The 14763-nt window shown below is 60.5% G+C and carries 17 protein-coding genes; 1 reads left to right on the forward strand and 16 read right to left on the reverse strand.

Annotation, left to right across the window (positions count from 1 at the left end):
• From ACU688_RS19045 to gbca, 13 genes are all read right to left on the reverse strand, one after another.
• Window positions 1-489 (reverse strand): hypothetical protein, encoded by a 489-nt coding sequence (locus tag ACU688_RS19045; RefSeq protein WP_448185935.1) that lies wholly within the window; start codon window positions 487-489, stop codon window positions 1-3.
• A complete protein-coding gene (locus ACU688_RS19050) occupies window positions 486-1022 on the reverse strand; it encodes a hypothetical protein (RefSeq protein WP_448185936.1) in 537 nt (178 codons plus the stop codon). Before ACU688_RS19050 ends, ACU688_RS19045 begins: the two co-directional genes overlap by 4 nt.
• A 6-nt stretch (window positions 1023-1028) precedes the next feature.
• Window positions 1029-1583, reverse strand: a complete 555-nt coding sequence (locus ACU688_RS19055) for a hypothetical protein (protein ID WP_448185937.1) — start codon at window positions 1581-1583, stop codon at window positions 1029-1031.
• A complete protein-coding gene (locus ACU688_RS19060; RefSeq protein WP_448185938.1) occupies window positions 1580-2305 on the reverse strand; it encodes a hypothetical protein in 726 nt (241 codons plus the stop codon). Before ACU688_RS19060 ends, ACU688_RS19055 begins: the two co-directional genes overlap by 4 nt.
• Window positions 2286-3923 carry a GspE/PulE family protein gene (locus ACU688_RS19065; RefSeq protein WP_448185939.1) on the reverse strand — a complete coding sequence of 546 codons (1638 nt, stop codon included), beginning with the start codon at window positions 3921-3923 and terminating at the stop codon, window positions 2286-2288. The genes ACU688_RS19060 and ACU688_RS19065 overlap by 20 nt, the downstream gene beginning before the upstream one ends.
• Before the next feature lie 5 nt (window positions 3924-3928).
• Complete coding sequence (locus ACU688_RS19070; RefSeq protein ID WP_448185940.1) at window positions 3929-5113, reverse strand: type II secretion system F family protein; 1185 nt, start codon at window positions 5111-5113, stop codon at window positions 3929-3931.
• On the reverse strand, window positions 5110-5574 hold the full coding sequence (locus tag ACU688_RS19075) for a transglycosylase SLT domain-containing protein (RefSeq protein WP_448185941.1): 465 nt from the start codon (window positions 5572-5574) through the stop codon (window positions 5110-5112). Before ACU688_RS19075 ends, ACU688_RS19070 begins: the two co-directional genes overlap by 4 nt.
• Before the next feature lies 1 nt (window position 5575).
• Window positions 5576-6007: a type II secretion system major pseudopilin GspG gene (gene gspG / locus ACU688_RS19080; RefSeq protein ID WP_448185942.1), complete on the reverse strand. Its 432-nt coding sequence runs from the start codon at window positions 6005-6007 to the stop codon at window positions 5576-5578.
• 197 nt (window positions 6008-6204) lie between these two features.
• On the reverse strand, window positions 6205-7719 hold the full coding sequence (locus ACU688_RS19085; RefSeq protein WP_448185943.1) for a lytic polysaccharide monooxygenase: 1515 nt from the start codon (window positions 7717-7719) through the stop codon (window positions 6205-6207).
• Between the two features lie 62 nt (window positions 7720-7781).
• Window positions 7782-8297: a type II secretion system protein gene (locus tag ACU688_RS19090; RefSeq protein WP_448185944.1), complete on the reverse strand. Its 516-nt coding sequence runs from the start codon at window positions 8295-8297 to the stop codon at window positions 7782-7784.
• The gene (locus tag ACU688_RS19095; RefSeq protein WP_448185945.1) at window positions 8284-8664 is read right to left on the reverse strand and encodes a type II secretion system protein; all 381 of its coding nucleotides are present in this window, start codon (window positions 8662-8664) and stop codon (window positions 8284-8286) included. Before ACU688_RS19095 ends, ACU688_RS19090 begins: the two co-directional genes overlap by 14 nt.
• The gene (locus tag ACU688_RS19100; protein ID WP_448185946.1) at window positions 8639-9133 is read right to left on the reverse strand and encodes a type II secretion system protein; all 495 of its coding nucleotides are present in this window, start codon (window positions 9131-9133) and stop codon (window positions 8639-8641) included. Before ACU688_RS19100 ends, ACU688_RS19095 begins: the two co-directional genes overlap by 26 nt.
• An 819-nt stretch (window positions 9134-9952) precedes the next feature.
• Complete coding sequence (gene gbca, locus ACU688_RS19105; RefSeq protein WP_448185947.1) at window positions 9953-11248, reverse strand: glycine betaine monooxygenase oxygenase subunit; 1296 nt, start codon at window positions 11246-11248, stop codon at window positions 9953-9955.
• 282 nt (window positions 11249-11530) lie between these two features.
• Here gbca and gbcB point away from each other — a divergent pair, with 282 nt between their 5' ends.
• Window positions 11531-12631, forward strand: coding sequence for a glycine betaine monooxygenase reductase subunit (gene gbcB / locus ACU688_RS19110; RefSeq protein WP_124527192.1), 1101 nt, complete (start codon window positions 11531-11533; stop codon window positions 12629-12631).
• A 73-nt stretch (window positions 12632-12704) separates the two neighbouring features.
• On the opposite strand, the gene ACU688_RS19115 is transcribed toward gbcB, so the two are convergent.
• From ACU688_RS19115 to ACU688_RS19125, 3 genes are all read right to left on the reverse strand, one after another.
• A complete protein-coding gene (locus ACU688_RS19115) occupies window positions 12705-13238 on the reverse strand; it encodes an REP-associated tyrosine transposase (RefSeq protein WP_448185948.1) in 534 nt (177 codons plus the stop codon).
• Between the two features lie 88 nt (window positions 13239-13326).
• Window positions 13327-13527 carry a hypothetical protein gene (locus ACU688_RS19120; RefSeq protein ID WP_448185949.1) on the reverse strand — a complete coding sequence of 67 codons (201 nt, stop codon included), beginning with the start codon at window positions 13525-13527 and terminating at the stop codon, window positions 13327-13329.
• Window positions 13528-13700: 173 nt separating this feature from the next.
• The gene (locus ACU688_RS19125; protein ID WP_017255052.1) at window positions 13701-14741 is read right to left on the reverse strand and encodes a threonine aldolase family protein; all 1041 of its coding nucleotides are present in this window, start codon (window positions 14739-14741) and stop codon (window positions 13701-13703) included.
• Window positions 14742-14763 lie beyond the last annotated feature (22 nt).

Consider the following 14763-nt stretch of genomic DNA (forward strand, 5'->3'; position numbering starts at 1 on the left):
TCAACGCGTGTCCAGGCGCAGGGTGCTGACATGCTTGAGCGGCATGTAGGTCAGTACCACGGCAGTGTCGGTGAGTTTATCCAGTCGGTAGTGCGCGTCGAGCATCTTGCCCGGCACGATGCGCCCGGGCACCGAGCAACGGTTGCACAGGGTGTATTGGCTGCCGTTGCCGCGCAGCACGACGATTTTTGCCTGGTTCTCGTAACGCCATTGCGCGGCGACGGTGAAGGGCAATGGCGGTGGTTTGGGCGGTGAGGTATCGACCGGTGTCGGCGGCGGCAGTGGGACCCAGGTTTGGGCAGGGAACAGATCTACCGTGTTGGGCTGCGCGGAGGCTGGCTCTGAAGCTGGCGCAGATTCAAGCGGCTTGGCGATTCGCGGCGCTGTGGGCGCGGGGGGAGGGCTGTCGGGGGTGTCTTGCCAGAACAGCCAGCCGCAGCCGATCAAGGTGAGCAGCAACAGCACGCGCAAATACAGCGGCAGTTTCATTCCACCACCCCCAGGACGCTGACTTTGAGGCTGATGCTCAGCAAGCCACTGAGGATCTCCTTGCGTTCCAGGGTCACGCTTTCGATACGCACGGCGGGCTGCTGCGCTAAGTCCGCCAAGGCTTCGCGCAACAGGAGGTAGGGGCCGCTGAGGGGGATCTCGACGTCCAGGCGTTGCAGCCCGGTGTCGCCCGGCGCGGAGTAGGCCAGGGTGGTTTGTTCAATGATGAAGCCGCGTTGGGCGAGTGTGCCCAGCAAGGTTTCCAGGCGCGGGGCGAAGTCATGGGCGCTGGGCATTTTTTCCACCACCGCAGGCTCCGTGACTTGCACATCCTGCGGCTGTTCGGCGATACCGGCCTCCAGTTCCTGGCGGCGCTGCTGGTCGGCGATGCCTGCCGGGTGAATCACCGCCACTTCGATCAACAGCGTTGCCGCCATCATCCCCAGCGCCAGCAGGCCCCAGAAGCCCAGGCTCTGTTGCCAGTGCATCAGTTGCCAGCGCAGGCGCGGCAGGTGGCGAGTGAGGATGTCCATGGGCGGCTATCCCGCGCCAACGATGAGTTTGACCTGCACCGGGTGTTGCGGGTCGTTGGTCTTGCGTGCGCTTTGTTGCAGGCTCACGCGCACACCCGGCTGGGCCTTGAGCCGCTCGACAAAACGGAACGCTTCAGCCAGTGCCTGCGCTTCCAGATCCAGGTGCAGCAATTGGTTCTGGGTATTGACCTCGACCCGCGTCAGGGCGATGTCCTTGGACCAGGCCCGGGCCACGGCGTCGATCAGTGCAAAGGGCGTCTGCGACTGTTTGGCGAACGCCGCCAACTGTTGTTTTTGCTGGGGCGACAGGCGAATGGCGGCCTGGATCAACTGCTCCTGGCGGCGTGTCAGTTGAATGAACTGCTGCTCCAGCTCATCGGTGCGCAGTTGCTGTTGCTCCATGCGCTGCCAGTGCTGCCAGGTGTTGAACAGCAGCGCTAGCGCCAGCAGCCACAGCACCGCCAGCAGCGGTCGGTGGGCGGCGTTGGGGTGTTGGAAATCCACTTCGGGCGCCGGGGGCGCGCGCAATTGTTGCCGCAGGGCCGCGAGCCTGGCGTTCATACCGGGGCTTCCTCCAGCCAGGGATGCAGCGGCCCCAGCCATGGCGCGACGGGGCGGTTGGCGACGATCAGCGTGGCCGGCGCTGAACGTTGCGTGAGCAGGTCGGCGGTGAATAGGTTGTCGCTCAACTCGCTGTCGGGTCGGGTGGGCAATACGCACACCTGGGACGGCGCGCCCTGTTGCCGGTACAGGCAACTGAGGCCGGTGGCTTCGGGCACCGCGAGCACGCAGTCTTCGGGCAGGTATCGCCAATAGCGTTGGGCCACGGCGGTGAGCAGTGGCGTACAGGTCAGCAGGGGCAAGCGGGCCAGCTTGAACAGGTCGCGCAGGTCTTGCAGCAACGCCCGTGGGATCGCCACCGCGAGGCGGTCATGGCCGAACGCACTGCTGGCGACCTGCACCTGCCACTGGCTGGTGTCGATACCGGCCTGTTGGGCGAACGCGGCTTCGGCGAAGCCTTGCCAGTCGGCCTGCCGGTACAGGCCGGTTTGCCACGGCAGCATCAGGTAATGCACGTGGGGAAACCCCAGCAGCACGTTGGCCCGGTCCAGGAACCGTACGCGGCCCCGGGGCGCTTGCTCCAACAGGGCGGCGCAGGCGGCCAACGGTTCGCCGGCCTGTTCCACGCGCCACACGGTTGCACCCCGCCAGCGCGGGCACGCGGCCCAGGTGGCGCCGCTGCTGTTAAGCCACACGACGTGCTCAATAAAGGGAAATGACACGGTGAATCTCCTTGAGCGTGGTATCGCCCCGGGCCGCATGGGCCAGGGCGATATCGCGGATGAACACGTGGCCAGCGTCACGCGCCAGCTCGCGCAAGACCGATGCCGAGCTGCGATTGAGCAGGCCTTCCTTGATGCTGTCGGTCAGTGTCAGCACTTCCGCCAAGGCGAGCCGGCCGCGATAACCGGTGTGGCGGCAGGCGTCGCAGCCCTTGCCCACGCGATAGTGGCCCTGCTTGAGTTGGGCGTCGCTCAGTTGCGCGAGCCGGGCGATTTCCGCGTCGGGCTCGGCATCCGCCGCACAGTCCGCGCAGATACGCCGCACCAGGCGTTGGGCAACGACGCCGTTGAGGGCCTCGACAAAACTGGCCGGGTCCACGTTCATGTAGGTGAAGCGCTCCAGCACGCTGAACGCGCTGTTGGCGTGTACCGATGACATCACCAAGTGCCCGGTCAGCGCCGCCTGCACCGCGATGCCGGCGGTTTCACCGTCGCGGATTTCACCCACCAGGATCGTGTCCGGGTCATGGCGCAGGATCGAGCGCAGGCCCCGGGCGAAGGTCAGGCCCTTCTTGTCATTCACGGGGATCTGCAACACACCGGGCAGTTCGTATTCCACCGGGTCTTCAATGGTGATGATTTTTTTCTCGCCGGTATTGGTCTCTGACAGGGCCGCGTACAAGGTGGTGGATTTGCCACTGCCGGTAGGGCCGGTCACCAGCAGCATGCCGTAGGGTTCGCTGGCCAACACGCGAATGCGCGCGATGGTGTCGGCGGCCAGGCCCAGGCCTTCCAGGCTCAGGGAGTCCCCGCGCTGCGACTTGTCGAGGATGCGCAGTACCGCGTCTTCGCCATGGATGCTGGGCATGATCGACACACGAAAATCCACCTCGCGGCCCTGGATCTTCATCTTGAAACGCCCGTCCTGGGGCACCCGGCGCTCGCCGATATCCAGCTCCGACAACACCTTGATCCGCGACAGCACCTGTTCAGCCATGTCGAGGCCGCTGGCCTGGCCCATCTGCTGCAACACGCCGTCGATGCGGTACTTGATCACCAGGCCCGCAGGCGTGGTTTCCACATGGATATCACTGGCGCGGCTTTGCAGTGCGTCGAACAGCATGGAGTTGACCAGGCGCACCACCGGGTTGTCGTCACGGGCGATGCTGCTCAGGGAGATTTCCGCCGCGGACTGGCCGACACGGGCGTTTTCGTCGTCTTCACCAAAGGGCTGCATCACGCGCTGGCTGGTTTCGGCCCGTTTGAGTTGGGCCTTCACCGCATCCGGCAAGCTCATGGCCAGGGGCAGTTGGCGCAGGCTGGGGGTGGACTGGATCCAGTGGCGATTGGTCAAGGTAAACGGGTCGCCCAGCACCAGGCAGGTCTGGCCCTGGTAATCGATGGGCAGTACGTTGTGAATCAATGCCTGGGGCAGTGGCAAGTGGTCGAAACGCCAATGGGCTTCGAGGTGGCTTGGCTCGATGGCGATCAAGCCCAGCGGCGCAGCGATGCTGCTCAATTGCTCGGGCGCCTTGTGCAGCACCTCCAGCAGGTAGTTGGCCAGCGACATTGAACGACGCTCTGCGAGGGCCTGCCATTGCCGTGTCTGCTCGCTCATGGCGCCTACCCCTGTATGGACCCTGCCAGTTCGAAAATCGGCATGTACAACATGAATACGATCAGGCCGATCAAGCCGCCCACCACCAGCATCAGCAGTGGCTCGAAGACTTTGCTGAACAACTCGATGGCGCGCTCCAGCGCTTCATCGTGAAACTGCGCGATGCGCTCGCACATCGCCGCCAATTCACCGCTCTGTTCGCCCACGCGTAATAAGCGTTCGGCGACGGCGGTGGTCAGTTGATGGCGGGCCAGGGAGGTGGACAGCGGCTGCCCGGCCTGAATGTCGGTCATGGCCTGGCGCAGCGCACTTTGGCGCTCGGTGGGCAACAGCGCGCCGGACATTTGCACCGCCGTAACCACCGGCATCCCGCCCATCAGCAACATGCCGGCGGTGCGGTAGAACCGCGCGAGGATAAACAGCGTGCGCTGGGCGCCGAGGCTGGGGATTTTCCAGAACAGGGCGGCGGCGCGGCGCTTGAATGCGGCGCTGCGCAACAGCAGTACCAGGCCGACAATCGCCAGCACCACGCCGATCAATAGTTCGGTGCCACGGGTCTCCACCAGCGCGCCCCACCACACCATGAAACGTGCGGTGGCGGGCAGATCGGTGACCGAGTCGAACACCGAGGCGAAGCGCGGGATCACGAAAAACAGCAGGAACAACAGGATCAGCGCGCCAACGCTGAGCACCACCAAGGGATACATCAGCGCACCGCTGACGCGTTTTTTTACCGTCTCCAGGTGCGCCTCAAAGTGGTGATAACGGCGCAGGGCCACCGCCAGTTGGCCGCTGTGTTCCGAGGACGCCACGGTGGCGATCAACAGCTCGGGAAAAGTCTGCGGCTTCAGCTGCATGGCCTTGGACAGTGAGTTGCCCTCGTACATCGAGGCCAGCAATTCGCTCATCACCTGCCGGTTGATCCCCGGCGGCGCCTTGTCGCGCAGGGTTTCCACGGCTTCCACCAGCACCAGGCCGGCGTCGAGCAGCACCACCAGCTCCTGGATAAACAGGCCGAGGGCGAACTTGGCGCGGCGGCTGGGCAGCTTGAGTTGGCGACGAGCCTTCAGGGAGACGACCTGGGCACCATCGGCTTGCAGTTGCTGGCGCGCCTGCTTGAGGTCGAGGGCTTGCAGGCGCAGGGTCTGCAAATGGCCGTCGCGGATGATGCGCGCGTCGATGTCGATCATGGCGTCTGTCTCGCCAGTTGTTGGCGTTGTTGCAGGAGCTCGCCGTAGTAGCGCCAGACGGCCAAGGCATAGCGCGTACGGCGCTCATCCCGGCCCGGTTTGGCGCCGGCGTTATAGGCGCCGACTGCCTGCCAACCGTAGCCTTTCTGTTGAATGAATCCGGCCAAAATCCATGCGCCGACCATCACGCTGGTGCAGGGCTGGGTGATCAGGTTTTGTTCGGTAATGCCCCACTGCGCGAGGGCTGGCAAATGACGGCTGTTGATTTGCATCAGGCCAATGTCCTGGCTGCTGTCACTGTTGATATTGCGTGCGTTGGGGTTAAGCCCGGATTCGACCTTGGCGATGGCGTACAGCAGCAAAGGGTCGATGTGGTAGCGGCTGGCTGCCAGTTGCCAACAGTCGGCCTGGGCGGTGCCCGTGAGGCACAACAGGGTCAGGGCAAGCCGCAGGGTGCGCATGTCACAGGCCGTAGACGATGTCGGCGTAGGTGTTCATCCCACCGGCCTTGCCATCGCGGCCCAGGGAGATGATCTCGGCGTCGTTGGGTGGCGTGCCGGGGTTCTTGAAGATGTACGGGTTGCCCCAGGGGTCGGGCGGCAGCGTTTTCAGATACGGCCCCTGCCAGTTGTTGGCATTGGCGGGGCGCGTGGTGAGCGCGTTCAGGCCGAGGGTTTCGTCGGGGTAGTTGCCGGTGTCGAGGCGGTACTGGTTCAGGGCGTCGGCCAGGGATTTCATCTGGCCTTGGGCGGTTTGGACTTTGGCCAGTTCGAGGCGGTCGAACATCTTCGGGCCGACGTAGCCGGCGAGGAGGGCGATGATGAGGAGAACGACCAGCAGCTCCAGCAATGTGAAGCCGGTTCGGCAGCTGTGGATAAATGAATGTTCGCGCATGGAGATACCCTGTTGGGATGCCAAGGTACGGCGGTTGTGTATAACTCTCCCGGCCCGTTGTTCAAATGGGCACCGCCGGTAGGACTGCGTTGGAACACGTACTTCTTCAACTGTAGCGTTGCTGGATATAGGGCGCCGAAAGGCGCCCTATAACGTTTGGCGCTTGCTGTTATAGAGACAACGAATATGCCGCTTACTTACGGGATAACCCGCCAGGCGCGTTCCCAGGCAGGGACATTGGCCGTTCCAGGCTCGTTTACTGCCTGGTTACACCACGGCACCGAATCCCCCGGTTTACATTCATAGTTTTTCCCACGGTTAGATACTCTTGAGCCGCCGATGTAGCCACCGTTTGCGACCCAGGCAGGGTAAGTGCCGCCGCCATCTGAGGGCGAAACAGTGAAATCCAAGGTCGCTTGGCTAGTTTTGCCATTTTGCTGATCACGTACATTTAAGCGCGCCGTGAAAACAGTCGCTGTTACGACCTTGAAGGCTTTGCCTCGGAGGGTACTACCGCTTTGCGAGCCTTCCATCCCAGGGACTGCCCATTGATAGAGCAATGGGCCATTGCTGCCTGTCGACCCCGTGCCACTGAATGTAAAGGCTTCTTCCGACTTCAATGAGATTGGTCCAGTAATCCGCGCGCTCGGAGCCGCTGGATTGACCGGCGTTTGACCTCCGCCTGGAATGATCGACATCGCTTTGGAATAACCTTTGGCAAGCGCGAATACCGAGTTGGCGCTGGGGTCTTTTGCATTGTAGGTTACGTTGTTGCCTTGTTTTTCTCCCACTTTGGCAATGGCCGGATTGATTTGGCTCGCCAGTTGTTGCCCCCAGATTGTCGGGTCCAGGTTGGTTTGCGTAATAGGAAGGGTGATGTCTACAACCTCCTTCGCTGCTGGTGAGTTATCCAGAATACGGAAGTGCACAGCATCGCCCGGCTTGAGCGTGCTCATGATGGCATCGATGAATTGGCCCAGGTCAAATAGCGATCCCGGTAGTGAAGCTCCAACAAGGTTGATATCAATGCAGTTGTAGAAGCCCTCTCCTGCGGGATCAATACGCTGCCAATGCACGAACAAGGTGGCAAGGCCTGTCTGGCCTGCTGGAAGCGGGACTTTGAACTGGAAGAACCCAGAGGCTCCGGGTATGGCGGGGGGTACACTGCCCCAGTTGGTTTGAGCAATAGTCAGTTGCTCTGTGTGGATCAGGACAAGGTTGTTCCACGTCAGCGGCGTGGTAGTAGGGTTAAACCCCGGTTTAGTGATGTAAACATTGGCGAAGCTTGGAACATGCGGCGCAGTACCGATGATCCGCACATCCATCATGCCGCCTTGGGGTGTGACGTCTGTCCTGAACCAGTCCGGCGAAACCAGATTCAAGCCAGCTTTCTTGCTGTCGGCAGCGGAGCAAAGTTGGCCATCGGGGACTTCTCTTTTAACAGTGTCGGGATCGTTGTAACCGGGGGCTGCGATCAGATGCGCGACTTCATTCCATTGCTGGCCCGGATACTGCCCGCTTGCGGCGTCCAGTGCGGCGCATCCCGCGTCGCTGGGGCTGCCTGACCAAAAGTCCGGGAGCGTCTTGCAATAGACTTGTCTGGCAATGGGGATGTCCACCGCACCATGGGCGAACGCTAGCGCAGGCGCCAACAGCACACCTGCAAGCATCCATTTGAGCAAACTCTTGATGTGCCTTTTTAAGTTATTCATGCTCAGTCACCTTCAATTCAGATAAACAAGTTCCGAACTGCTGGAACGATCAGTGTGCTAATTCAATTGCCATCATTGGTCAGCTGATCTCCCATGGGAGCGGTGCGGGTTGCAGGATTACTCTGCACAGAGCCATACAGAAACACCCACCCTTGATAACTTCCTTGCCCTGAAAAACCTTGGTTAATGACTGAGAAATTGCCTTGTTTAAACGGCGTGCCCTTGGCCGTGCTGAACACACCCATGATGGTTTCCCCCGGCCCCTCAACCACGCCCCATTCTGCGGTGCCGGTCAGCGGGTCGTCGTAGACCCGGCGCAGGTAGCGTTTGACGGTGGGCTGGCGTCGGTCAAGCACCAAGTCTTCAAGGGACTTGGGAAAGCTGTTGCCCTCCCGGTAATACAACCCAATCGCCCGGCGGATCTCGTTGCCCCGCGCCAGCAATTCCAACTCGCGCTCGCGCTGCAACACGCTGGACCACAGCGTGCCCACTTCCATCAGCATCACGGCCACCACGGCCACCGTCACCAGCATGCCCATGAACACCGAGCCCTGTTGGCGCTGTTTACCAGTCGGCATAGGCCGTCCCGTCCTTGGCCCTGCCGGGCGCGCCGCTGCGCACGTCGCCCAGGCCTTGCTCGTCTGAGGGTTGCAGTTGCCAGGTGTCACGGCTGTCGGTGACCGGGTCTTTGGGCACGTCTCGCAGGTAGCGTTTATCCACCAGGGTTTGCAGGGATTCGGGGTTGGCGCCGTGGTCTTCGCGGTATTGGTCCAGCGCCTGGCGGATGGACGACAGGTTGTGGCGCAGCACGGTTTCCTGGGCCTTGGCGTGCTGACGGAAATACTGCGGTGTTACCAGGGTCATGAGCGTGGCGATGATGGCCATGACCACCAGCAACTCGATCAGGGTAAAACCCCGGTTACCACTGGCTGTATAACGTTCCATTCAAACTCTCCCGGGGGCTGCGGGATGAAACGTCGAAGACATCTTCTCCTTCTTGTGGGTTGTCGGCGGTGCTCTTGTAGCTGCGCAGTTGCCAGGTTTTTTCAGGTGCGAGTTCGGGGCATTCGCACACGGGGTCGCGTGGAATGCGGCGCAGGAAATAAAGTTTATTGCCTTGCAGGTTGGTTTTGTCCGTGACGCCTTCGACCAGTGCTTGCAAGGTCGGTGGATAACCACTGGCACTGACGTTCTTTTCAATGCGCCCGTCGTCGCTGGCTTCTTTGTAGGAATCGATGGCGCGGCGTATTTCCCGCAACGAGCGTTGCAGGTCCAGTTCGCGGTCGCGTTTACCCATCAGTGCCGTCAGCGGATAAGCCACTGTCGCAAGCGTGGCCAGCAGGGCCAGCGTCAGTAGCAATTCAATCAGCGTAAAACCGTTGGCGCAGCGATGGCTGGGTTTGCCCTGCCACATCACCGTTGTGTCTCCTGTCATCCCGCCAAGGACTTCCGCGTTAACCCAGGCTTGTGAAGTGAACTGCAAGAATGAGTGTAGGTGCTGGGTGTTTTTTGTACAGTTTGGATGGTTACCCACAATCGCTGTGCGCGTAGCTGTGGATAAGGTGTTCGTGGCTGTCCACAGGCCACGCCAATCAACGCCTGTAGCCGGTTGTATGAAAAGTGATCAGGCTAAGTTGCGGTTTTTAGGGGCTTTTTTGTGTGGATAAGGGCGTGGCGCGGGCTGGACTTGCCCCCAAAGTCTGTTGGCGCTTCTGTGGATAAGATGTTCGCTATCGTCTACAGGCCTTATGGATAAAGGCTTTCGGTGACATGGTCAAAAAGTGATCGATTTGCCTGTAAATGCGAATGAAAGCGCTGAAAGCCTCGGTTTATGACGCTTTGGCGTGGTTTTCCACAGCGCAGGCAAAGTTACACCCAAAGTCTGTTGGCGGTTCTGTGGATAAGGTGTTTGCGTACCGCTACAGGCCACGGTTTACGCTGCTTGCAGAGTTATGGTTAAAAATTGACCAGTGCTTGCTTAAAACCGTCTACTTGAATAAGTCACGGATTTTCTTCAGTTATTTGTGGGCGGTAAGCAGAGTTGCCCACAATTGCTGTGGGTGGCTTTGTGGATAAGTTGTTGGGTAAAGGCTGGAGGGCACGGGGTTAAAGGTCTGTGCCGGTATTGCTCAAATTTTGAACATTGAGAAGATTCAAATGTGGGAGCTGGCTTGCCTGCGATAGCGGTGTGTCAGTCACACCGCTATCGCAGGCAAGCCAGCTCCCACATTTTTTATTCGTGTACGGCCACGCCCTTGAGGTACGGCGCCGGTGCTGCACCCAGGTTGCTCAGCATGCGCTCGCTGTACCAATCCACAAAGTTGACCACACCGAACTCGTACGTCTTCGAGTACGGGCCTGGCTGGTAGGCCGTTGAGTTGATACCGCGCTGGTTCTCTTCGGCCAGGCGACGGTCCTGGTCATTGGTCGCGTCCCACACCTGGCGCATGCGCTCCACGTCGTAGTCCACGCCTTCGACGGCGTCCTTGTGCACGATCCACTTGGTGGTGACCATGGTTTCCTGGGCGCTGATCGGCCACACGGTGAACACGATGATGTGGTCGCCCATGCAGTGGTTCCACGAGTGGGGCAGGTGCAGGATGCGCATCGAGCCCAGGTCAGGGTTCTGGATGCGGCCCATCAGTTTGGCGCAGCCTTGCTTGCCGTCGAGGGTCATCGACACGGTGCCCTTGAGCAGCGGCATGCGCACGATGCGGTTGCGCAGGCCAAAGCTGGCGTGGGCGTAAGGAATCTTCTCGGCGTCCCAGGCGGCAGCGGAGGCGGCGACGTGGTCCTTGAAGGCCTGGTCGGCGCGCGGGTCGGTGACGTCGTCCCATTCCAGCAGGGTTTTCAGCAGTTCCGGGTGCGACGCGTTGCAGTGGTAGCACTCGCGGTTGTTTTCCAACACCAGCTTCCAGTTGGCTTTTTCGAACAAGGTGGTCTGGATCGCCACCTTGGTGTTCTCCATGTCGTACGGTTCCATGTAATGGTTCAGCGTCGACAGGAAGTCATCGATGGCCGGCGGGTTCTCGGCCAGGCTGATGAAGATGTAGCCACCGGCGGTCTTCACGTTCACCGGTTTCAAGCCGTACTGCTTCATGTCGAAGTCGGCGCCCATCTCGGTGCCGGCGAACAGCAGGCGGCCGTCCAGTTCGTAGGTCCACTGGTGGTAGTGGCAGACCAGCTTGGCGACCTTGCCCTTGTCGCTGGTGCACAGGCGCGAACCGCGGTGGCGGCAGACGTTGTGGAACGCATGCACCACGCCTTCGGCGCCACGGATCACGATGATCGGGTTCTTGCCCACTTGCAGGGTCAGGTAGTTGCCCTTGGTGGGGATTTCGCAGGTCATGCCGGCGATCAGCCACTCTTTCTGGAAGATCTCCTGCATGTCGATATCGAACAGCCGCTCATCAGAGTAAAACGGCTGGGGCAGCGAGAAGGTGCGCTCGCGCTCTTGCAGCATTTGCGCGGTGGCCTTGCGTGCGGGTTCCAGCGGATCGCCCAAGCTTAAGGTTGCGGTGACGTCCATCGTGTGTGTCCTCATGGCCATTCTGTGTGGCCGGCGAATAGTGGCTACGGTTGGTGCAGTGCAAGGCGTAAAGAAAGCGTCGTTGTTGGCAGCGAGTGTGGGGCCGCCGATGCGACGAACCTTATCCATGGGCGACATGGCCCAATCTGATCCCGACGCTTAACCCTAGGTAGTTGGGGCCTGGTCGCGATAAGTATGTGAATGTCGCAGATAGGTAAATGGGCGCATTCGGCGTTACGCAGAATCGCCACCATAAGGCCGACGTCGGCGGTGGAGAACAACATGTCTAATAATTTCCTGAATCCGGTAACCACCCAGACCTGGGCCAATGGTCGGCACATCGTCCGTTGCGTCAAAGTCATCCAGGAAACCTGGGACGTGCGCACCTTCTGTTTCATGGCTGATCAGCCGATCCTGTTCTTTTTCAAGCCGGGGCAGTTCGTCACCCTGGAGCTGGAAATCGAAGGCCAGCCGATCATGCGTTCCTACACTATTTCCAGCTCGCCGTCGGTGCCCTACAGCTTCTCGGTGACGATCAAGCGCGTACCGGGCGGCAAGGTCTCCAACTGGCTGCACGATACCTTGCACGAAGGCCAGGAACTGGCGGTGCACGGGCCGGTGGGGTTGTTCAACGCCATCGACTTCCCGAGCCCGAAAGTGCTGTACCTCAGCGGCGGCGTGGGGATCACCCCGGTGATGTCCATGGCGCGCTGGTTCTACGACACCAACGCCAACGTCGACATGACGTTTATCCACAGCGCCCGCTCGCCCAAGGACATCATCTACCACCGCGAACTGGAGCACATGGCGTCGCGGATCGACAACTTCAGCCTGCACCTGATCTGTGAGAAACACGGCCTGGGCGAGCCATGGGCCGGTTATCGCGGTTACCTGAACCACAAGATGCTGGAACTGATGGTGCCGGACTTCCTGGAGCGCGAAGTGTTCTGCTGCGGGCCTACGCCGTACATGAATGCGGTGAAGCGCCTGCTGGAAGTCGCCGGTTTTGACATGGCGCGTTATCACGAGGAGTCCTTCGGTGCGACGCCACCGGAAGCCCGTGCCGACGCGGTGGAGCAAGCCGAACAGGCCGCCGATGCACCGGAAGTCGATCTGGCGGACCTGCACCAGGTGGAGTTCATTGCCTCGGGTAAAAGCATCCGCGTGGCCCCCGGCGAAACCGTACACGCAGCGGCGGCCAAGCTCGGCTTGTTGATTCCGAAAGCCTGCGGCATGGGGATCTGTGGCACTTGCAAGGTGATGAAGCTGGGCGGCGAGGTTGAGATGGAACACAACGGTGGGATCACCGAGGAAGACGAAGCCGAGGGTTACATCCTGTCGTGCTGCAGCGTGCCGAAAGGCGATGTGCGCATCGAGTTCTAACAGCGAGCGCAGTTCTGATCGTTCCCACGCTCCGCGTGGGAATGCCTCCCGGGACGCTCCGCGTCCCGCCTCATTAATACCAGCGTTGGATATCGATCAGCCCTTCCGCCCCTGCATAGTTACGCGCACTGGAATACCGCCAGTGTTCCGCCAAATCCACGTAACCGCGTTTAACCGGATTGTGGTGGATGTAATCGAGCTTCTGTCGCATCACAGCCTCGCTGTACACCATCTCGGCATGTGAGCCTTCTTGCCAAAGTTGATAAACCCGATCCGTCTTGTGCGCGCGTTTGCTGAAGCGCAGGCGTTGCAGAACGCGTTCGGCGCCTTTGTTTTGCAGGTCATCAATGATGGAGCGGGCGGTGAAAGACTTGAATTGGCGCAGGCACTTGTTCAGGTCAGGTGCCTGGGCAACGAAATGCAGGTGGTTTTCGAGGATGACGTAGCCGTAAAGGTTTAAGTCTTTATGGCGTTGCTGGTAGCGCCAGCAATTCAAGAGATGGGCAACGAGGTAGTCTCGGGTGAACAACGGTAGCCACTCCATGACGGTACATGTCAGGAAGTGCGGTTTTTCAGGTTCGGTGATGATGTAGCGGCTTCTGCCCATGCATTCATCCTTGAATGGGACGCGGAGCGTCCGGGGAGGCATTCCCACGCAGAGCGTGGGAACGATCAGCCCGCTCCCACATTAGTGGTTACTGGGCGAAGATGTGCACGACGAAGTGCTGGCCTGATGCTGTCAGTTCATAGACTTTGTCGTAGATCCGCAATGTTCTGGATGGCTCGCGGATGGTGTCGCCGACTTTGGCGGATGTCCTGAACTCATCCCAGTCAATCACGGTGGTGCTGACGCCGTCGTCACTTTGCAGGGTATTGCCGTTGCTTTGATATTCCATGGTTTAGCGCTCTGCTGGATTTCCATTTCCGGCCGATGATTCGGCAGGCAGTTAGGCCCGAAAGGTAGCCGCTGCAGCGGCTTTTTCCTTCCGGGTTCCAAGAGGCTAGTCAATGAATATGCAGTGCACTGCTGTCAGAAATATCAAATAACAGACTCGGCATTACGCCAGTATCAGGCGCCCATCACTTCGCGAATATCCGCCGCCAGTTCTCTTACACGTTCTTCCTCGGTGTCCCACGCACACATGAAGCGCGCGCCGCCTTTGCCGATGAAAGTGTAGAAGCGCCAGCCCTTGGCCGTCAGCGCGGCGATGGCCGGTTCCGAGAGTTGCAGGAACACGCCGTTGGCCTGCACCGGGAACATCAGCTCCACGCCCGGAATGTCCGCTACCAGGCTGCTCAGCAGTTGCGCGCAATGGTTGGCGTGGCGTGCGTGTTTGAGCCAGGCGTCGTTTTCCAGCAAGCCCACCCATGGCGCGGACAGGAAGCGCATTTTCGACGCCAGTTGGCCGGCCTGTTTGCAGCGGTAGTCGAAGTCTTCGGCCAGTTTGTGGTTGAAGAACAGGATCGCCTCACCCACGGCCATGCCGTTCTTGGTGCCGCCAAAGCACAGCACGTCGACGCCGGCTTTCCAGGTCAGGTCGGCCGGCGAGCAGCCGAGGAACGCGCAAGCGTTGGAGAAGCGTGCGCCGTCCATGTGCAGGTTCAGGCCCAGCTCCTTGCAGGTGGCGCTGATCGCGCGGATTTCGTCCGGGGTGTACACGCTGCCCACTTCCGTGGCCTGGGTCAGGGTGACCACGCGCGGCTTGGGGTAGTGGATGTCCTGGCGCTTGAGGGCGATCTCGCGGATCGACTCCGGGGTCAGCTTGCCGTTTTCAGTGCGGGCGGTGAGCAGCTTGGAGCCGTTGGAGAAAAACTCCGGGGCGCCGCATTCGTCGGTTTCGACGTGGGCCGTTTCCGAGCAAATCACGCTATGGTAGCTCTGGCACAGCGAGGACAGCGCCAGGGAGTTGGCCGCGGTGCCGTTGAAGGCGAAGAACACTTCGCAATCGGTTTCGAACAGGTTGCGGAAACCGTCGGCGGCGCGGTGGGTCCATTCATCGTCACCGTAGGCACGTTGATGGCCCTGGTTGGCTTGTTCCATGGCGGCCCAGGCTTCCGGGCAGATGCCGGAATAGTTGTCGCTGGCGAATTGTTGGCTCTTGTCGGTCATGGCCCATTCCTGTGGTCGATGT

Source organism: Pseudomonas acericola (SeqCode), assembly GCF_053456465.1.